Genomic DNA, 19,570 nt, shown 5'->3' with positions numbered 1-19,570 from the left:
CAACATATACAGAAAAGTGGCAACAAGCATATCACCAGGATATTTCTTACTATGTTTGGCAATAATGTATTCACCCGGGTAAAACGCTCTGAAAATAAAAAAATGGCGGAGATCGCTCGCTTTCTCAAAGAGAATGATTTAAGCGTCGATACCACCGTCGAGGTGTTTATTACCGTCACCCGTCATGACCGCCTTATTGCCTGCGGCGGTATCGCCGGAAATATCATTAAATGCGTGGCCATTAGCGAATCAGTACGCGGCGAAGGTTTAGCGTTAACGCTGGCGACGGAATTGATTAATCTCGCCTGGGAACGGCACTGCACCCATCTTTTTATTTATACAAAAACGGAATACGAAGCGCTGTTTAAACAGTGCAGCTTTTCGACGATAGCCAGCGTCCCTGGCGTGATGGTATTAATGGAAAATAGCGCGACCCGGCTGAAACGGTATGCGGAATCGCTGGCGACATTGCGTCATGAGGGAAAGAAAATTGGCTGTATCGTGATGAACGCCAATCCTTTCACTCACGGTCATCGCTATCTGATCCAACAGGCGGCTGCGCAGTGCGACTGGCTGCATCTGTTCCTGGTCAAAGAGGATACGTCACGCTTTCCCTATGAAGACCGACTCAATCTGGTACTTAAAGGGACAACCGATATCCCACGCTTAACCGTTCACCGCGGCTCCGAATACATTATTTCTCGTGCGACGTTCCCCTGCTATTTCATTAAAGAGCAGAGCGTCATTAATCACTGTTATACCGAAATCGACCTGAAGATTTTCCGCCAGTATCTGGCGCCCGCGCTTGGCATCACACACCGTTTTGTCGGTACGGAGCCGTTTTGCACCGTTACCGCCCAGTACAACCGTGATATGTGTTTCTGGCTGGAGACGCCAACGCTTCCTGCCCCACCCATTGCGCTGGTGGAAATAGAGCGGCTTCGCTTCCAGGAGACGCCGATATCCGCCTCCTGGGTACGCAAGCTGCTGGTTAAACACGATCTCACGGCTATCGCGCCGCTGGTTCCCGACGCCACCCTGCGCTATTTGCAGGGCATGGACGAACGCCATCCGGGCAGCGCGGCAGCCCGTCAAAAGTCCCCCGCATTAGCAACAGGTGAAAAATGAAAATAAAGCAGCTAGCCGTCGCAGGCACGCTTGAGTCCGGTGATGTGATGATACGCATTGCGCCGCTCGATACGCAGGATATTGACCTGCAAATCAACAGTAGCGTTGAAAAACAGTTTGGCGAGGCCATTCGCGCCACTATCCTGGAGGTGCTTTCTCGCTACGATGTGCGCGGTGTGCAACTGAACGTCGATGATAAAGGCGCTCTGGACTGCATTTTGCGCGCCCGACTGGAAACGCTACTGGCGCGTGCCAGCGGTATTGCCGCTCTGCCCTGGGAGGATCGCCAATGATTTCCGCCTCTCTGCAACAACGTAAAACCCGCACCCGCCGCAGCATGTTATTCGTACCGGGCGCCAACGCGGCGATGGTGAGCAATTCGTTTATCTATCCGGCCGACGCGCTGATGTTCGACCTGGAAGACTCCGTTGCATTACGCGAAAAAGACGCGGCGCGCCGTCTGGTTTATCACGCGCTGCAACATCCTCTTTACCGTGACGTCGAAACCATTGTCCGCGTGAACGCGCTGGACTCCGAATGGGGCGTCAACGATCTGGAAGCGGTCGTGCGCGGCGGCGCGGACGTGGTGCGTTTACCGAAAACCGACACCGCGCAGGATGTCATTGACATCGAAAACGAAATTCTACGCATTGAAAACGCCTGCGGTCGCGAACCGGGCAGTACCGGCCTGTTAGCCGCCGTGGAATCGCCGCTGGGTATTACCCGCGCGGTAGAAATCGCCCACGCCTCTGAACGGCTGATCGGGATTGCGCTGGGCGCGGAAGACTATGTTCGCAACCTGCGCACCGAACGTTCTCCGGAAGGCACCGAACTGCTGTTCGCCCGCTGCACCATTTTGCAGGCCGCGCGTTCCGCCGGTATTCAGGCCTTCGATACCGTCTATTCCGACGCCAACAACGAAGCCGGTTTCCTGCAAGAAGCCTCCCACATTAAACAACTGGGTTTTGACGGTAAGTCACTGATCAACCCCCGCCAGATCGAACTGCTGCACAACCTTTATGCGCCGACGCGTAAAGAGGTCGCCCATGCGCGTCTGGTGGTTGAAGCCGCAGAAGCCGCCGCCCGCGAAGGTCTCGGCGTCGTTTCCCTTAACGGCAAGATGGTCGACAGCCCGGTGATTGAACGCGCCCGTCTGGTGCTCTCCCGTGCAGAACTTTCCGGTATTCGCGAAGAATAAGGCAAAAAAATGACGCAGAAAAACGAATCTCAACGCCAGGATCGCGTAGCAACCTGGAGCCGTCACGCTGAAAGCGAACTGAGCGCTTACCAAAGTGCGGCAAAATTGAATCTACAAGCGCAAAAACCGCGCAACCACAAACTGTGCGCCAGCCTGGAAGAGGCCATCCGCCGTTCCGGTTTACGCGACGGTATGACTCTCTCCTTTCACCACGCGTTTCGCGGCGGCGATCTGACGATTAACCTGGTGATGGAAACCATCGCGAAGATGGGCTTCAAAAACCTGACGCTGGCCTCCAGTTCGCTGAGCGACTGCCATGCGCCGCTGGTTGAACACATTCGTAACGGGGTGGTCAGGCGCATCTACACGTCAGGTCTGCGCGGCCCGCTGGCGGAAGAAATTTCTCGTGGCCTGCTGGCTGAGCCGGTTCAGATTCACTCCCACGGCGGTCGTGTGCATCTGGTACAAAGCGGGGAACTCAATATTGATGTTGCGTTTCTTGGCGTGCCCTCCTGCGATGAATTCGGTAATGCTAACGGTTATACCGGCAAGGCCTGTTGCGGTTCACTGGGCTATGCGATGGTTGATGCCGACAGCGCGAAGCAGGTCGTGATGCTGACGGAGCAACTGCTGCCATACCCGCATAACCCAGCCAGCATCGCCCAGGATCAGGTTGATCTGATCGTGCAAATCGAAGAAGTCGGTGATGCAAACAAAATCGGCGCTGGTGCGACCCGCATGACCACTAACCCGCGTGAACTGCTGATCGCCCGCAGCGCGGCGGAAGTCATTGCTCACTCCGGCTACTTTAACGAAGGTTTCTCACTGCAAACCGGCACCGGCGGCGCATCGCTGGCGGTCACCCGCTTCCTGGAAGACAAAATGCGTAGTCGCAACATTGTGGCTAATTTCGCGCTGGGCGGTATCACCGCCACCATGGTCGACCTGCATGAAAAGGGCTTAATCCGCAAACTGCTTGACGTTCAGAGCTTCGATCGTAACGCTGCACAATCCCTGGCGCGTAACCCGAACCATATCGAAATCAGCGCTAACCAGTACGCCAACTGGGGTTCTAAAGGCGCTTCCGTCGACCGTCTGGACGTGGTGGTGCTGAGCGCACTGGAAGTAGACACCCACTTTAACGTTAACGTGCTGACCGGCTCCGACGGCGTTCTGCGCGGCGCGTCCGGCGGTCACTGCGATACCGCCGTCGCGGCGGCGCTATCCATCATCGTCGCGCCGCTGGTACGCGGTCGCATCCCAACGCTGGTTGATAACGTCACCACCTGCGTCACACCGGGTTCCAACGTCGACATTCTGGTCACCGATCACGGTATCGCCGTCAACCCGGCGCGTCCGGAGCTCGCTGAACGCCTGAAAGCAGCGGGAATGAAAGTGGTATCGATTGAATGGCTGCGCGAACGCGCGCAACTGCTTACCGGTCAGCCCTGCCCTATCGAATTCACCGACCGCGTGATTGCTGTCGTGCGTTATCGCGACGGTTCAGTGATCGATGTGGTGCATCAGGTGAAGGAATAAGCCATGCGCCTGCTTCCGGAACTCGCCGCCTGTCACGACGTTTCTATTCCTGAACTGCTCGCCAGCCGGGATGAGAGACAAGCAAGACAGCGCGCCTGGCTTACCCGTCACGCCACTCCGCTGGTCTCCTTTACCGTGGTGGCGCCAGGCCCGATGAAAGACAGCGCGTTAACCCGCCGGATCTTTAATCACGGCGTGACTGCCCTGCACACGCTGGCAGAAGAGTATGGCTGGACCATCCGGGAGCAGGCTGCACTGGCTTCCGCCAGCGGACCGGAAGGGTTGCTGGCGATTGACGCGCCCGCTCAGGCGCTCAAACAGGCGACCATTACGCTTGAACAGCGTTATCCACTGGGGCGCCTGTGGGATATCGATGTCCTGACGGCGGAAGGCGAAATACTCTCCCGCCACCATTTCGCGCTTCCCGCCCGCCGCTGTCTGCTGTGCGGGCAAAGCGCGGCTGAATGCGCGCGGGGTAAAACCCACGCGCTGGCTGATTTACTGATTCATATGGAGGCGCTGCTGCATGATGCCGATTCCCGCCAACCCAACTAACGCCTCCATTCAGCCTCAGTCGCTGTACCACGCCTGGGCCGATTTGGCCTGGCGCGCCATGCTGACCGAGGTAAATTTATCGCCAAAACCCGGTCTGGTAGACCGACTAAACTGCGGCGCGCACAAAGATATGGCGCTGGTGGATTTTCACCGCAGCGCGGAGGCGATTCGAGACTGGCTGCCGCGCTTTATGGAATATGGCGCAAGTTGCACGCGCCTGCCACCAGAGTCGGTTCTGGCGGGCTTGCGTCCATTGGGGATGGCCTGTGAAGCGGCGATGTTTCGCGCAACAGCAGGCGTCAATACCCATAAAGGCAGCATTTTCTCACTGGGACTACTGTGCGCCGCTATTGGCCGCCTGTATCAGCAACGCCAGCCGATCGCCGCAGAAACGCTCTGCGCTACCGTCGCCGACTTTTGCCGCGGCCTGACCACGCGCGAACTGCGCCAGAACAATCTCCAGCTTACGGCAGGTCAGCGGCTGTATCAGCAACTGGGATTAACCGGCGCGCGCGGCGAGGCGGAAGCGGGCTACCCGCTGGTCATCCGCCACGCTCTGCCGCACTACCGCGCATTGCTGGCGCAGGGGCGCGATCCGGAACTGGCACTGCTTGATACCTTACTGCTGCTGATGTCGCTTAACGATGATACCAACGTCGCGTCGCGCGGCGGGGCGGACGGCCTGCGCTGGTTACAGCAGCAGGCGGCGTGCTTATTACATCAGGGCGGCATACGGACTCCTGACGATCTCGTTTATCTCCACCGGTTCGATCAGCAATGCATTGAACGCAATCTCAGCCCCGGCGGTAGCGCCGATCTGCTGATCGTGACCTGGTTTTTAGCGCAAATTTCGCAAGTTAATCATTAACACAATTATAGAAAATATCCTTTCCGGAGAGTCATTTATGTCTTTATCCAAAGATAATATATGGAAGTTGTTGGCCCCATTAGTGGTGATGGGCGTCATGTTGCTGATTCCTGTTCCAGATGGTATGCCGCCGCAGGCCTGGCACTATTTTGCGGTTTTCGTCGCGATGATTGTTGGTATGATCCTCGAGCCAATCCCGGCGACGGCGATCAGTTTTATCGCCGTAACCATTTGCGTTATCGGCAGCAATTACCTGCTATTTGATGCTTCAGAACTGGCCGATCCAGCGTTTAAAGCCAGTAAACAGGCGCTGAAATGGGGGCTTGCCGGTTTCTCCAGCACCACGGTCTGGCTGGTCTTTGGCGCATTTATTTTCGCACTGGGCTACGAAGTGACCGGGCTGGGGCGCCGCATTGCGCTGTTTTTGGTAAAATTCATGGGCAAACGCACGCTGACGCTCGGCTATGCGATTGTCATTATCGATATTTTACTGGCGCCGTTTACCCCATCCAATACCGCCCGTACCGGCGGTACTGTCTTCCCGGTCATCAAAAACCTGCCGCCGCTGTTTAAATCGTTTCCAAACGATCCTTCCGCACGCCGCATCGGCGGTTATTTGATGTGGATGATGGTGATCAGTACCAGCCTTAGCTCTTCTATGTTTGTCACTGGCGCGGCACCAAACGTGTTAGGTCTGGAGTTCGTCAGCAAGATCGCCGGCGTCCAGATTAGCTGGCTGCAGTGGTTTCTCAGCTTTCTGCCGGTAGGGATTATTTTACTGATCGTTGCGCCGTGGCTCTCCTATGTGCTTTATAAACCCGAAGTGACCCACAGTGCGGAAGTCGCGGCCTGGGCTGGCGACGAGTTAAAAAGCATGGGACGTCTGTCCCGCAAAGAGTGGACGCTGATTGGCCTGGTGCTGCTTAGCTTAGGATTATGGGTTTTTGGCGGAAAAATCATCAACGCTACCGCCGTGGGTCTGTTGGCCGTCTCACTGATGCTGGCGTTGCATGTCGTGCCGTGGAAAGACATTACGCGTTACAACAGCGCCTGGAACACCCTGGTGAACCTCGCTACGCTGGTGGTCATGGCTAATGGCTTAACCCGCTCCGGCTTTATTGACTGGTTCGCCAATACCATGAGCACTCATCTGGAAGGTTTCTCACCGGATGCGACCGTCATTGTACTGGTACTGGTGTTCTATTTCGCGCACTATCTGTTCGCCAGCCTTTCCGCTCACACCGCGACCATGCTGCCGGTCATTCTGGCGGTGGGTAAAGGTATTCCGGGCGTTCCGATGGAACAACTGTGTATTCTGCTGGTGCTGTCAATCGGTATCATGGGCTGTCTGACGCCGTATGCCACCGGTCCTGGCGTGATTATCTACGGCTGCGGTTACGTGAAATCCAGAGATTACTGGCGGCTTGGCGCAATCTTTGGCGTTATCTATATCGCTATGCTGTTGCTGGTGGGCTGGCCGATTCTGGCAATGTGGAATTAAACATTTCGCCAACGTAGGTTAAAAATGATGCCGGTCAGATTCACCTGAGCGGCATTTTTTATGATTAAATGAGTGATATTCATAATGTGTATAAATTATCGAATTCATCATGAACACAATATGGCATTACAGTCCGCTGCTGGCTGTCCTCTTAACCCCGATTTTTGCCGCCAACGCCGACGAACTTCAGGCGCAACAGTACGGTGATTTCACTGGCTATGTGCTGGCGCTTTCCTGGCAAACCGGTTTTTGTCAAAGCCAGCATGAACGCCATCATCGGGAGCCCGATGAGTGCCGTCTGCAAAAAGAGCCAGCCAGCAAAGCAGACTTTCTGACCGTCCACGGCCTGTGGCCAGGATTACCCAAATCTATCGCCGCACGCGGCGTTGACCAGCGACGCTGGCAACGCTTTGGCTGTGCGACGCGGCCAATCCCGAATCTGCCGGAAGTCAGGGCCAGCCGGAAATGCGCAGCCCCCGACCCCGGACTTTCGCCTGACATCGCGGCAACGCTTAGGGAAGTAATGCCCGGCGCGGGAGGAAATTCCTGCCTGGAGCGCTACGAATATGCCAAACATGGCGCCTGTTTCGGGTTTGATCCAAATGCCTATTTCGGCACCATGATACGGCTGGATAAGGCGATAAAAGGCAGCACGCTGGGGCAGTTTCTGGCGGATAATTACGGCAAAACCGTTAGCCGCGCCGCGTTTGATAACGTAGTCGAACAAATGTGGGGCAAGGATAATGTCAAAGCCGTTAAAGTAAACTGCCATGGTAATCCCGCCTATTTAACAGAGATTCAGTTTTCATTAAAGGCGTCGATGATTAACGCTCCGCTCTCCTCCGCCTCATTCCTGCCGCAGCCGCATCCCGGCAACTGCGGGAAACAGTTTATTATCGATAAAGCCGGTTATTGACGAAACAGAGGTTTAAAACCGTAGCCAAATTTGAGAACACGCCCGAATGTAGACTAAAATTCACTCAAGGCTATGACGTTTGAGGATTTACCCGAATGTGAACTAAATCACTTCAAAGACGGGGTAAGTCTCAGTATCATCATGAGAGCTAAACCCTCGCCGCCAGACGGTGAGGGTTTTCTTTTGGGACCATTTACCTGCACTACTCGCAGTATCGATGACATGGAGTAAGAAATGTCCAGACCCACTATTATCATTAACGACCTTGACGCCGAACGTATTGATCGTCTGCTGGAACAGCCTGCGTATGCGGATCTGCCGATTGCCGACGCGCTCAACGCCGAACTGGATCGCGCGCAAATGTGTTCGCCACAAGAGATGCCGAGCGATGTCGTCACCATGAACAGCCGCGTTAAATTCCGCAATTTGAGCGACGGTGAAACACGCGTGCGGACGCTGGTGTATCCCGCCAATATGACGGACAGCAGTACCCAGCTTTCGGTAATGGCTCCCGTCGGCGCGGCGTTGCTGGGACTGCGCGTCGGCGACACCATTCACTGGGAACTGCCGGGCGGCGCCTCCACTCATCTCGAAGTGCTGGAACTCGAATATCAGCCTGAAGCCGCGGGCGACTTCCTGCGTTAAACCATCTGCATAAGCGTTAACGCGTTTACACAGAGGATGCCTGCGCATCCTCTTTCCGTTATCCCTTTCATTGCTGCCTATTTCAGACGACGCCGCCGGGCATCGGGTTGATTAATCCCGTCGCCTGTTTCTGCGCCGCTTCCACCGACGATGCTCCCGGCACTAAGATGACCTTCCGGCACTCTTCTTCGCGTTTTTCGAAAATTTCGTAGCCGCGCGCCGCCTCTTCAAATGGCATATAGTGCGTGACAATCTCCTCCGGCTTCAGCAGTCCCTTCTCAATAAGCGGCAATAATTCTCCCAGCCACGCGTGAACATGGGTTTGACCCATTTTAAAACTTAGCCCCTTATCAAACGCGTCGCCGAACAAAAAACCGTGAATAAAACCGGCATAAACGCCGGGCACGCTGACTACGCCGCCGCGCCTGACCGCCGCGATACATTGCCGCAGCGCTTTACCGCTGCTGCCTTCCAGTTTAAGGTTCGTCAGCACTGTCTCCGTCATACTGCCTTTCGCTTCAAAGCCTACAGCATCAATCACTGCGTCCACGCCGCGGTGTCCTGCCGTCTGTTCGATAATTTTTTCCGCCGGATCATTCTCATCATCAAAGTTGATCGGTATCGCGCCGTAACGTTCTTCGGCGAAACGTAAGCGATAGGGATGATGATCCACGACAAAGATCTGCTCCGCGCCCAACAAACGCGCGCAGGCGATGGTCAGCAATCCGACCGGCCCTGCGCCAAAAACCGCCACGCTGGAACCTTGCTGAACCTGGGCGTTTTTTGCCGCCTGCCAGGCGGTAGGCAAAATATCAGAAAGAAACAGCGCCTTATCGTCAGATAACAGCGGCGGCACCTTAAATGGGCCGACATTACCTTTTGGCACGCGAACATATTCGGCCTGCCCGCCGGGAACGCCGCCATAAAGGTGGCTGTAGCCAAACAGCGCCGCTGGCGGCGGGATCTGTTTTTTATTCAACGCCGCGCCGTGTCCGTCGTTGGTGTTTTCACAGGCCGAATATTGCTGTAATCGACAGAAAAAGCAGTCGCCGCAAGCAATGACGAACGGGATCACGACCCGATCCCCTTTCTGAATGTTCTTCACTTCCCGCCCGGTTTCGACCACTTCGCCCATAAATTCATGACCAAAAATATCGCCATGTTTTACCTGTGGGATCTTGCCGCGATACAGGTGCAAATCAGATCCGCAAATCGCGGTGGCGGTAATACGCAAAATAATATCGTCGGGCTGCTCAATGCCGGGATCGGGTACGTTTTCAACCTTTACGTGATGTGGACCGTGATACGTCAATGCTTTCATGCAGCCTCCGGGGTAACGGTGAATGTCGCGTTCGTCTATAAAAGGGTAGCTATCCCGGGGTGACTGCCGGAAAAACAGGCGGCTTTAGGATTTTTCCTGGAAAATATACGGCTTTTTTTAGCGCCAGGTTGCCGTAATATTTAAAATTGCCAGACAAATAGCAGAAAGAAATATTATTATATGTTTGAATAAGTTCAGTATTGATTAACAGGGAGTAACGGGTATGTATAAGACAATCATTATGCCGGTTGATGTTTTTGAAATGGAACTGAGCGATAAAGCGATTCGCCACGCTGAGTTTCTGGCGCAACAGGATGGCGTCATTCATCTGTTGCATGTTCTGCCAGGCTCCGCAAGCATGAGCCTGCACCGCTTTGCCGCCGACGTGCGCCGCTTTGAAGAACATTTACAGCATGAGGCGGAAACGCGTCTGCAAACGATGGTGGGACACTTCAGCATCGATCCTTCACGGATTAAAACGCATGTTCGCTTTGGTAGCGTGCGCGATGTCGTCAATGAGATGGGCGAAGAGCTGGATGCGGATGTCGTGGTAATCGGTTCGCGTAATCCGTCCATCACGACACACCTGCTGGGGTCTAACGCCTCAAGCGTGGTACGCCATGCGACGCTGCCGGTATTGGTTGTGCGTTAACTCGCTTCTGACCAGCAGGTAAAAAAAGAGGCTGCCAGTGGGCAGCCTCTTACCTTGCAGGTGTGTCTACTTCTTTTTATGCGATTTTGGTGCGAATCAGATAATCAAAGGCGCTCAACGAGGCTTTCGCCCCTTCGCCTGTGGCGATGATAATCTGTTTATAAGGAACGGTGGTGCAGTCGCCTGCGGCGAAGACGCCCTTAACGCTGGTTTCACATTTGGCGTCAATAATGATCTCGCCCATGCGGTTACGCTCAAGCGCACCTTCCAGCCAGTTGGTATTCGGCAACAAGCCAATTTGCACAAAAATCCCGGCCAGCGCGACGCTATGAATATCGCCGCTGACGCGGTCGCGATACTCCAGCCCCACGACTTTCGAACCGTCGCCCTTCACTTCCGTCGTTTGTGCATTCAAAATGATATCGACATTTTTCAGGCTACGTACTTTGTCCTGTAGCACCTGATCCGCCTTCATTTCCGGTGCGAACTCCAGCAACGTAACGTGTTCTACAATACCCGCCAGATCGATGGCCGCTTCGACGCCAGAGTTACCGCCGCCAATAACCGCCACACGCTTACCTTTAAACAGCGGACCGTCACAGTGTGGACAATAGGTGACGCCTTTGGTGCGGTACTGATCTTCGCCCGGCACATTCATATTACGCCATTTCGCGCCGGTGGCGATGATGATACTGCGCGCTTTCAATACTGCGCCGGACGCCGTTTCAATCTGATGCAGGCCACCTTCTGCCGCTGCCGGAACCAGTTTGCTTGCGCTCTGGCTGTCGATAACGTCAACATCGTAATCGCTGACGTGCGCTTTCAGCGCACCCGCCAGTTTCTGGCCTTCGGTTTTCGGCACCGAGATATAGTTTTCGATATCCACGGTATCCAGCACCTGACCGCCGAAGCGCTCACCCATCAGACCGGTACGGATGCCTTTGCGCGCCGAGTAGACCGCCGCCGCCGCGCCCGCGGGGCCGGAGCCGACAATCAGCACGTCATACGCATCACGTTTGTTCAGCGCTTCCGCCGCACGTTTTTCTGCGCCAGTATCCACTTTAGCGACGATCTCGGTCAGAGTCATACGTCCCTGGCCGAACTCTTTACCGTTGACAAACACTGCCGGAACGCCCATTACGTTACGCTCGGTGATTTCGTTCTGGAAAGTGCCGCCATCAATCGCCGTATGTTTAATACGCGGGTTCAGCACCGCCATCAGGTTCAGCGCCTGCACCACGTCCGGGCAGTTATGGCAGGAGAGTGAATAATAAGTTTCGAATTCAAAATCGCCGTCAATATCGCGAATCTGCTCCAGCAGCGACTGCGCTTCTTTTGACGGATGACCGCCAGTCCACAACAGCGCCAGAACCAGCGAGGTAAATTCGTGACCCAGCGGAGAACCGGCAAAGCGCGGCCCCTGCTGAGAACCTGGATTCGTAATCAGGAAAGACGGCTTGCGCACCAGCAGAGTATTGTCTTCTTTAAACGTAACTTTGTCTGACAGTTCAGCGATTTCAGCCAGCAGTTCTTTGATTTCCGCCGATTTTGCGCTGTCATCCAGCGTAGCAATCAGCTCAACAGGTTTGGTCAGTTTCTCAAGGTAAGCCTTGAGCTGGGTTTTCATATTCGTGTCGAGCATGGGTATCTCCTGGGCTTAAAACATCATCATGCAAGCTGCCTTATTTGCGGTGCCTGAATGCATCTTGAATCATGGTGTTGAATAAAATGGGCGCACAAGCACCCATTGATGCGGTTATTTCCTAAGTATTTCGTGTCAGAGCAAGACGGCCAGCCTGAGAATCCCCGGGAGCTTACATAAGTAAGTGACCGGGGTGAACAGGCGACGCCAACGCCGTGATGGCGCGAAAGACGACGGAAATTTAGATTTTACCGACCAGGTCCAGGGATGGAGCCAGCGTCGCTTCGCCTTCTTTCCATTTCGCCGGGCACACTTCGCCTGGGTGAGCGGCAACATACTGTGCTGCTTTAATTTTACGCAGCAGGTCAGACGCGTCACGGCCGATACCTTCAGCGGTAACTTCGATCGCCTGGATGATACCCTGCGGGTCAACAACGAAAGTCGCACGGTCTGCCAGACCTTCATCTTCACGCATGTTGTCGAAGTTACGGGTCAGGGCGCCAGTCGGGTCGCCGATCATCGCATATTTGATTTTTGCGATAGTTTCAGAGCTGCTGTGCCATGCTTTGTGCGTGAAGTGGGTATCGGTTGAGACGGAATAAACGTCTACGCCCAGCTTCTGCAGTTCTTCGTAATGGTCGGCAACGTCGCCCAGCTCAGTCGGGCAAACAAAGGTAAAATCGGCCGGATAGAAGAAGAAGACGCTCCAGCGGCCTTCGGTATCTTTCTCGGTGACTTCAATGAATTCACCGTTTTTGAACGCCTGGTTTTTGAAAGGTTTGATTTTGGTGTTAATTAAGGACATCTATACTTCCTCCGTGTTTTCATTGAGGAGTAAGTTAACGAAATTGTGCTGATTCGGCTAATGCGTTTCCATTATCAAATCAATAAGCGTTAACTAACAACCCGATTCGGGCGACATTGTGAACACTGCGCCCTGTCAGCCATCTAAAGTAAAAAGGCCGCCTGACAGGCGGCCCCATTACCTGAACTACCCGTAGGTAACTTCAGAGCCAATACAACTCATCTTTCAAATTACAGGCGCATTGTCTGCAATTCGAAATCCATAGCGTATATGCTGGCTAAGTGTTGCGCTCTACATTACCTTAACAAAGGCTGTAACAGCGAAAAGGATTACATCACCCCAGCACAGAAAGGGCAATCTTACCACGCCAGCTCTTACCTATGTCTGCAATAGGTATCATCATTAATACTCTTTTCGCTTTGATCTTAAAAGGAAAAAATATGATTAAACGTACACTGCTGCTTGCTATGCTACCCATTCTCGCCCACGCGGAAGAACTGCCTGCGCCGGTTAAGGCCATTGAAAAGCAGGGTATAACTATCCTGAAATCCTTCGAGGCGCCGGGCGGCATGAAGGGCTATCTTGGGAAGTATCAGGATATGGGCGTCACGATTTACCTGACGCCGGACGGTAAACACGCGATTTCCGGCTATATGTATAATGAAAAAGGTGAAAATCTTAGCAACGCCTTGATCGAAAAAGAAATTTACGCTCCAGCCGGACGTGAAATGTGGCAGAAAATGGATAAAGCGTCATGGATACTCGACGGTAAAAAAGACGCGCCGGTGGTGCTGTATGTCTTCGCCGACCCTTTCTGTCCTTATTGTAAGCAGTTCTGGCAGCAAGCTCGTCCGTGGGTCGAGTCCGGTAAAGTACAATTACGCACACTACTGGTCGGCGTGATTAAACCGGAAAGCCCGGCCACAGCCGCAGCGATTTTAGCCGCGAAAGACCCGGCGAAAACCTGGCATGACTATGAGGCTTCCGCAGGAAAGATGAAACTGGAGGTTCCGGCGTCCATCCCCCCAACACAGATGAAAATCATTAATCAGAATCAGCAGTTAATGGACGATCTTGGCGCTAACGCGACGCCGGCAATTTATTACATGAATAAAGATAACACGCTGCAACAGGTCGTCGGTTTACCAGAAAAGGCACAACTGGACGCCATGATGGGACAACCTTAACGCAGAACTCAGTAAGGCAGGAGCTTAACCGTACCACGCCCGATAGCGCTACGCTTATCGGGCCCACCACGTCCAGGCATCACGCGACGCCAGACCAAAATGCCATCCGGTACAGCCTTTTTAGGCTAACTGAATGATTGTTACGTGTGTAAATTACGTTCGCCTTTACTGTAATTATTTACTCGCTAAAATATTCATAACTGTGGTATTTTAGTTTAAATAAACTCTCCGTTAAGTTTAATAAACATAAATCTGGTAAATTATTTAGATTAAGTCATAATCATGGAAGATACCATGATAACGCCGGGAAGATATTATGGCTAACCTTTACGACCTCAAGAAATTCGATCTTAACCTATTGGTCATATTTGAATGTATTTATCAACATTTAAGCATCAGCAAAGCGGCAGAAACGCTCTATATTACGCCTTCTGCCGTAAGCCAGTCATTACAACGTCTGCGCATGCAATTCAATGACCCCCTGTTTATTCGTTCAGGAAAAGGAATTACGCCTACCATCACAGGCATTAATTTACATTATCATTTAGAAAATAACCTTAATAGCCTGGAACAGACTATTAATATAATGAATCAGTCCAGCCTGAAAAAAAAGTTTATTATCTACAGCCCACAATTATTGATCAATAAACCATTACTGGATCTAATTAAGTATCTTCGTAAAGATATACAGGTTGAAATTGAACATAATGATATTCTGGCAACGGATGAATCCCCTGAGGATCTTCTCGCTTACCGTAAAGCAGATATTGTCCTCTCGACGTCGCCGATCAATAATCGTTCCATTGTTTGTACGCAACTTTATATGGTGGATTGCGTTCTGGTTTGCAGTGAAAACCATCCCAGATTGCGAGAGAGCGCAAGCGTTGAAGATCTGCTGAAAGAGACTTTTACCCATCTCATCGCCACCGACAATGTCGCAGTAAAAAAGCATCAGACATTCCTTGATCATGTATTAACAGAAAGAACCATAGGCTTTAAAAGTAAGTCGCTTATCACTATTGCCAATACTATTAGCGTTACAGATCTTATTGGTTGTTTACCAAAAATGATCGTAAATTATTATCAACCCACGATTAAACTTAGAAAGGTTTCAACACCTTTTTCTATCCCTACCCACCCGCTCTACCTTATGTACAATAGAGCTTCGATGAATAATAGTGGATTTGCTGAATTAATTGAAAACATCACAAAAAACATTACTAAGAATGTCGATGAACAAGAATCAATATAAATCAAATGTATGTATCAACGTAATTTATTTGCTTGGTAAATATAATAAAACATTGCAAGTTAATCTAATCAGCTTATCCTTTGTGTTAATTATTTAGAGTATACTATAATTAACACATCGGAGAATATCCAAAGATGTCGGTTTATAAAGTTCCGCTTGAGCAAAATGTTCTGGAAGCGGCTGAAGAACGTATAATGTGGACCCTGGAAGCCTTACCCCGGGTCTGCGTCTCATTTTCTGGTGGAAAGGATTCAGGACTCATGCTGCACCTGACGGCAACGCTGGCGCGCAAAATGAATAAAAAGATCCACGTACTCTTCATTGACTGGGAAGCGCAATTCTCCTGTACTATCGCCTATGTACAATCTTTACGTGAACACTACGCGGACGTTATTGAGCGTTTTTATTGGGTTGCATTGCCCTTAACCACACAAAATTCCCTTTCCCAATACCAGCCAGAGTGGCAATGCTGGCAACCGGGAACCGATTGGGTACGACAACCGCCAGAAGATGCGATTACCGATCTTGCCTTTTTTTCGTTTTACCAACACGGTATGACCTTTGAACAGTTCGTTCGCGATTTTGCCGACTGGTTTTCAGAAAAGCGCCCTGCCGCTATGCTGGTTGGTATTCGCTCCGACGAATCCTATAACCGGTTTGTCGCTATCGCTAACTCGCATAAGCTGCGTTTTGCTGATGATAAACCCTGGACCACATTAGCCCCCATGGGGCACACCTGGTATATCTACCCCATCTATGACTGGAAAACCGCAGATATCTGGACCTGGTTCGCCAAAACAGGTAAACCATGTAACCCTTTGTATAACTTGATGTATCAGGCTGGCGTACCGTCCCGCTACATGCGTATCTGCGAACCGTTCGGCCCGGAACAACGACAGGGATTATGGCTGTATCATGTTATCGAACCTGAGCGTTGGGCAGCCATGTGCGCCAGAGTCAGCGGTGTACTTAGCGGAGGAATATACGCCGGACAGGACAGCCATTTTTACGGCCACCGGAAAATTTTAAAACCCGACCACCTTAACTGGGAGGAATACGCGCTGCTCCTGCTACACAGTATGCCCGAAGTAACTGCCGAACATTACCGTAATAAAATCGCCGTTTATTTGCAGTGGTATAAGAAAAAAGGCATGGACACGATCCCGCAGACGCAGCAGGGCGATATCGGATCGCGGGATGTGCCGTCGTGGCGACGGATCTGCAAAGTATTACTGAACAATGATTACTGGTGCCGGGCGCTATCATTCAGTCCGACAAAGCCAAAGGGCTACCAGCGCTATAACGAACGCATGAAAGCTAAACGCCAGCAATGGGGGATCTTATGCAACACCGACTCACAGCCGAAATAACTCACTTTCTCTCTGAGTTGCCAGAAGAGGAAAGGATTGCCGCCATTAATGAATTTAGAATGGCGATACATAGCGTTAGTCCCTTTCGCAATGAACCTGTCGATTGTGTTCTGTGGGTGAAAAACGACCATATTTTGCCTAATGACTACAACCCGAATAACGTTGCGCCGCCAGAGAAAAAACTGCTGCTTAAATCGATTGAAAAAGATGGGTTTACTCAGCCGATTGTGGTAGTAAAGGCCGATGCGGAGGAATACGAGATTGTGGATGGTTTTCACCGTCATGAACTGGGCAAAGGAAAAGCCGTCCTGAACAGGCGTCTGAAAGGCTACCTGCCGGTAACGTGTCTGGACAGAGAACGTCACGAACGGATGGCGGCAACCATCCGGCATAATCGCGCACGCGGGCGCCACCAGATCCACGCCATGTCCGAAATCGTGCGCGAACTTTCTCAGTTGGGCTGGGACGAAAGCAAAATCAGTCAGGAGTTAGGTATGGACGCCGATGAAGTCTTGCGCCTGAAACAGATTAACGGTCTGCAGGAGCTTTTTGCAGACCGTCGATTCTCCAGAGCGTGGACGGTTAAATAACTACAGTTTACACAGGCGATCTGCCGCGGCCAGCAGCGTTGATTCCTGTTTAGCGAAACATAAACGTATAAGCTGATGCGGGAAAGGGGCGGCGCAAAAGACAGAGAGTGGAATAGCGGCAACACCGACTTCTTGGGTTAGCCACTGACAAAACTCAACGTCATTTAGCGTCGACACTGCGCTGTAATCGATTAACAGAAAATAGGTACCTTCACAGGGCAGCACTTTTAATCGGCTTTGCGCCAGCGCGTTAACCAGCACATCGCGTTTTTTCCGGTAAAAATCGGGTAACGCGCGATAGTGTTCCGGCGAGGCGCGCAGCATATCCGCCAGCGCCAGTTGCGCCGGCGTATTGACGCAAAACGTCAGGTACTGGTGAACTTTGCGTATTTCGGCGCTAATGGCCGCAGGCGCAACGCAGTAACCAATCTTCCATCCCGTCATATGAAAGGTTTTACCAAACGATGAAACGGCAACCGCCCGCTCTCGTAACTGAGGGTGCGCTAATACGCTGGCATGACCTTCGGCGGCAAAACAAATATGTTCGTACACTTCATCGCTTAATACATAAATTTCCCGCTCGCCGATAGCCTGCCACAGCGCCTCAATATCCGCCTGGCGCCAGACGGTAGCGGTGGGATTATGCGGCGTATTGAGGATCACCAGCCGCGTGCGCTCGCTAAGCAATGCCGAAAACGCCTGCCAGTCGACGTTAAAATGCGGCGGCGTAAGCGCTATGCGTTTTAGCACGCCGCCGGAAAGCGCCACGGCTGGGGCATAGCTGTCGTAACTGGGATCGAAACAGATAACCTCATCCTCTGCCCGCACCAGCGCGGTAATCGCCGCATACAGCGCTTCTGTCGCGCCCGCCGTGACGGTGATATCACTCACGTCATCTGGTCGATAACCATATATTTCCGCCGTTTTATCGGCAATGGCCTCCCGCAGCGCCTGCACGCCCGTCATCGGCGCATATTGATTCGCCCCCTGCGCGACATGGTAAGCCAACCGCTCGTGCAAATAACGAGGACCATCAAAATCAGGGAAGCCTTGCGATAAATTTATTGCCTGATGTTTCTGCGCCAGCGCGCTCATTTGCGTAAAAATCGTGGTACCAAGACTGGGCAATTTGCTTTGTGGGATCAGTGGGTTATTTCTCATTATCTTCATACCCGCCAGTGATGTGGTTGTTGACACACTATAACACGGTGCTAGTATTTGGCAATCAAGACGTTTAGATGTCTAAATATAATAACATTAGTCAGAAGCCCCTAAGGACAACACAACATGAACCACACTGAAATCCGCGTCGCTACCGGCCCGGCGAATTATTTTTCCCATGCCGGCAGCCCTGGAAGATTGACGGATTTTTTCACGCCGGAACAGCTTTGCCACGCCGTTTGGGTATACGGCGAACGCGCGATTGCCGCCGCCCGACCTTACCTGCCGGAAGCGTTTGAATGTGCTGGCGCAAAACATCTGCGGTTTACCGGTCATTGCAGCGAACGCCAGGTTGCCCAACTGGCGCACGCCTGCGGCGACGATCGTCAGGTGGTGATAGGTGTCGGCGGCGGCGCACTGCTTGATACTGCCAAAGCGCTCGCTCGCCGTCTGACGCTGCCGTTTGTCGCTATCCCGACGATCGCGGCAACCTGCGCTGCCTGGACACCGCTTTCCGTCTGGTATAACGACACGGGACAGGCGTTACAGTTCGAAATTTTTGATGATGCCAATTTTCTGGTGCTGGTCGAACCGCGCATTATTCTGCAGGCGCCCGATGACTATCTGTTAGCTGGCATTGGCGATACGCTGGCGAAATGGTATGAAGCCGTTGTGCTTGCACCGCAGCCTGAAACGTTGCCATTAACCGTACGACTGGGCATTAACAGCGCGTGCGCCATTCGCGATCTCCTGCTGGCAAGCAGCGAACAGGCATTAGCGGATAAACAGCAACACCGACTGACACAGCAATTTTGTGACGTGGTAGACGCGATTATCGCTGGCGGCGGTATGGTCGGCGGCCTTGGGGAACGCTATACCCGTGTCGCCGCCGCCCACGCGGTACACAACGGCCTGACCGTCCTGCCGCAAACGGAAAAATTCCTGCACGGAACGAAAGTGGCTTATGGCATTCTGGTACAAAGCGCGCTGCTGGGACAAAATGAGGTGCTAACGCAATTGATTGCGGCGTACCGGCGTTTTCATCTGCCGACCCGGCTCAGCGAGCTGGAGGTGGATATTCATAACACCGCAGAGATCGATAAAGTGATCGCACATACCCTGCGTCCGGTCGAATCCATCCACTATTTGCCGGTTACGTTAACGCCAGCAACTCTGCGTGCGGCGTTTGAAAAAGTTGAATTTTTCAGGATATAGTCTGATGACGTTGCGCTTATCAGGC

General features: G+C 52.5%; 19 protein-coding genes. 15 read left to right on the top strand and 4 right to left on the bottom strand.

The features are described from left to right. Window positions 1-51 precede the first annotated feature (51 nt). The 9 genes from citC (at window position 52) to rnk (ending at window position 8,350) form a co-directional block, all read left to right on the top strand. Complete coding sequence (gene citC / locus F4V72_RS12795; RefSeq protein ID WP_085347752.1) at window positions 52-1,128, top strand: [citrate (pro-3S)-lyase] ligase; 1,077 nt, start codon at window positions 52-54, stop codon at window positions 1,126-1,128. After that, a complete protein-coding gene (gene citD, locus F4V72_RS12790; protein WP_023246801.1) occupies window positions 1,125-1,421 on the top strand; it encodes a citrate lyase acyl carrier protein in 297 nt (98 codons plus the stop codon). The genes citC and citD overlap by 4 nt, the downstream gene beginning before the upstream one ends. Further along, entirely contained in the window at window positions 1,418-2,326 is a 909-nt protein-coding gene (gene citE / locus F4V72_RS12785; protein ID WP_053508425.1) for a citrate (pro-3S)-lyase subunit beta, read from the top strand. The genes citD and citE overlap by 4 nt, the downstream gene beginning before the upstream one ends. A gap of 9 nt (window positions 2,327-2,335) precedes the next feature. Further along, window positions 2,336-3,865: a citrate lyase subunit alpha gene (gene citF / locus F4V72_RS12780; RefSeq protein ID WP_136058412.1), complete on the top strand. Its 1,530-nt coding sequence runs from the start codon at window positions 2,336-2,338 to the stop codon at window positions 3,863-3,865. 3 nt (window positions 3,866-3,868) lie between these two features. Further along, the gene (citX, locus tag F4V72_RS12775; protein ID WP_053529313.1) at window positions 3,869-4,420 is read left to right on the top strand and encodes a citrate lyase holo-[acyl-carrier protein] synthase; all 552 of its coding nucleotides are present in this window, start codon (window positions 3,869-3,871) and stop codon (window positions 4,418-4,420) included. Further along, entirely contained in the window at window positions 4,392-5,288 is an 897-nt protein-coding gene (gene citG, locus F4V72_RS12770) for a triphosphoribosyl-dephospho-CoA synthase CitG (RefSeq protein ID WP_053529312.1), read from the top strand. The genes citX and citG overlap by 29 nt, the downstream gene beginning before the upstream one ends. A gap of 37 nt (window positions 5,289-5,325) precedes the next feature. Then, window positions 5,326-6,789 (top strand): citrate/succinate antiporter CitT, encoded by a 1,464-nt coding sequence (gene citT, locus F4V72_RS12765; protein ID WP_023246796.1) that lies wholly within the window; start codon window positions 5,326-5,328, stop codon window positions 6,787-6,789. Window positions 6,790-6,898: 109 nt separating this feature from the next. Then, on the top strand, window positions 6,899-7,705 hold the full coding sequence (rna, locus tag F4V72_RS12760) for a ribonuclease I (RefSeq protein WP_053508431.1): 807 nt from the start codon (window positions 6,899-6,901) through the stop codon (window positions 7,703-7,705). A gap of 234 nt (window positions 7,706-7,939) precedes the next feature. Then, window positions 7,940-8,350: a nucleoside diphosphate kinase regulator gene (gene rnk / locus F4V72_RS12755; protein ID WP_000089752.1), complete on the top strand. Its 411-nt coding sequence runs from the start codon at window positions 7,940-7,942 to the stop codon at window positions 8,348-8,350. An 82-nt stretch (window positions 8,351-8,432) separates the two neighbouring features. Here the strand turns inward: rnk and F4V72_RS12750 are convergent, their stop codons facing one another. Then, entirely contained in the window at window positions 8,433-9,671 is a 1,239-nt protein-coding gene (locus F4V72_RS12750) for a zinc-dependent alcohol dehydrogenase (RefSeq protein ID WP_053529311.1), read from the bottom strand. Between the two features lie 223 nt (window positions 9,672-9,894). Here F4V72_RS12750 and uspG point away from each other — a divergent pair, with 223 nt between their 5' ends. Then, window positions 9,895-10,323, top strand: a complete 429-nt coding sequence (gene uspG / locus F4V72_RS12745) for a universal stress protein UspG (protein WP_000278499.1) — start codon at window positions 9,895-9,897, stop codon at window positions 10,321-10,323. A 76-nt stretch (window positions 10,324-10,399) separates the two neighbouring features. Here the strand turns inward: uspG and ahpF are convergent, their stop codons facing one another. Further along, window positions 10,400-11,965: an alkyl hydroperoxide reductase subunit F gene (gene ahpF, locus F4V72_RS12740; protein ID WP_079836152.1), complete on the bottom strand. Its 1,566-nt coding sequence runs from the start codon at window positions 11,963-11,965 to the stop codon at window positions 10,400-10,402. 241 nt (window positions 11,966-12,206) lie between these two features. Continuing rightward, entirely contained in the window at window positions 12,207-12,770 is a 564-nt protein-coding gene (gene ahpC, locus F4V72_RS12735; RefSeq protein ID WP_000052802.1) for an alkyl hydroperoxide reductase subunit C, read from the bottom strand. Window positions 12,771-13,210: 440 nt separating this feature from the next. On the opposite strand from ahpC, the gene dsbG reads away from it, so the two are divergent. The 4 genes from dsbG (at window position 13,211) to F4V72_RS12715 (ending at window position 17,169) form a co-directional block, all read left to right on the top strand. Further along, window positions 13,211-13,957, top strand: coding sequence for a thiol:disulfide interchange protein DsbG (gene dsbG / locus F4V72_RS12730; protein ID WP_079813417.1), 747 nt, complete (start codon window positions 13,211-13,213; stop codon window positions 13,955-13,957). 316 nt (window positions 13,958-14,273) lie between these two features. Continuing rightward, on the top strand, window positions 14,274-15,209 hold the full coding sequence (gene citR / locus F4V72_RS12725) for a DNA-binding transcriptional repressor CitR (RefSeq protein WP_053529310.1): 936 nt from the start codon (window positions 14,274-14,276) through the stop codon (window positions 15,207-15,209). 134 nt (window positions 15,210-15,343) lie between these two features. Continuing rightward, a complete protein-coding gene (locus F4V72_RS12720; RefSeq protein WP_150342463.1) occupies window positions 15,344-16,579 on the top strand; it encodes a phosphoadenosine phosphosulfate reductase in 1,236 nt (411 codons plus the stop codon). Then, complete coding sequence (locus tag F4V72_RS12715) at window positions 16,552-17,169, top strand: IbrB-like domain-containing protein (RefSeq protein WP_044136115.1); 618 nt, start codon at window positions 16,552-16,554, stop codon at window positions 17,167-17,169. The genes F4V72_RS12720 and F4V72_RS12715 overlap by 28 nt, the downstream gene beginning before the upstream one ends. Here the strand turns inward: F4V72_RS12715 and F4V72_RS12710 are convergent, their stop codons facing one another. Further along, window positions 17,170-18,330, bottom strand: a complete 1,161-nt coding sequence (locus F4V72_RS12710) for a pyridoxal phosphate-dependent aminotransferase (RefSeq protein WP_079817231.1) — start codon at window positions 18,328-18,330, stop codon at window positions 17,170-17,172. A gap of 126 nt (window positions 18,331-18,456) precedes the next feature. Between F4V72_RS12710 and F4V72_RS12705 the strand changes: the two genes are divergently transcribed. Then, window positions 18,457-19,545 (top strand): oxidoreductase, encoded by a 1,089-nt coding sequence (locus F4V72_RS12705; RefSeq protein WP_150342462.1) that lies wholly within the window; start codon window positions 18,457-18,459, stop codon window positions 19,543-19,545. Window positions 19,546-19,570: the final 25 nt, after the last annotated feature.

This window comes from Salmonella enterica subsp. diarizonae, assembly GCF_008692785.1.
Classification (GTDB): Bacteria; Pseudomonadota; Gammaproteobacteria; order Enterobacterales; family Enterobacteriaceae; genus Salmonella; species Salmonella diarizonae.
The sequence above is the reverse complement of the archived record's forward strand: the minus strand, read 5'-3'. Positions and strand labels throughout refer to the sequence as shown.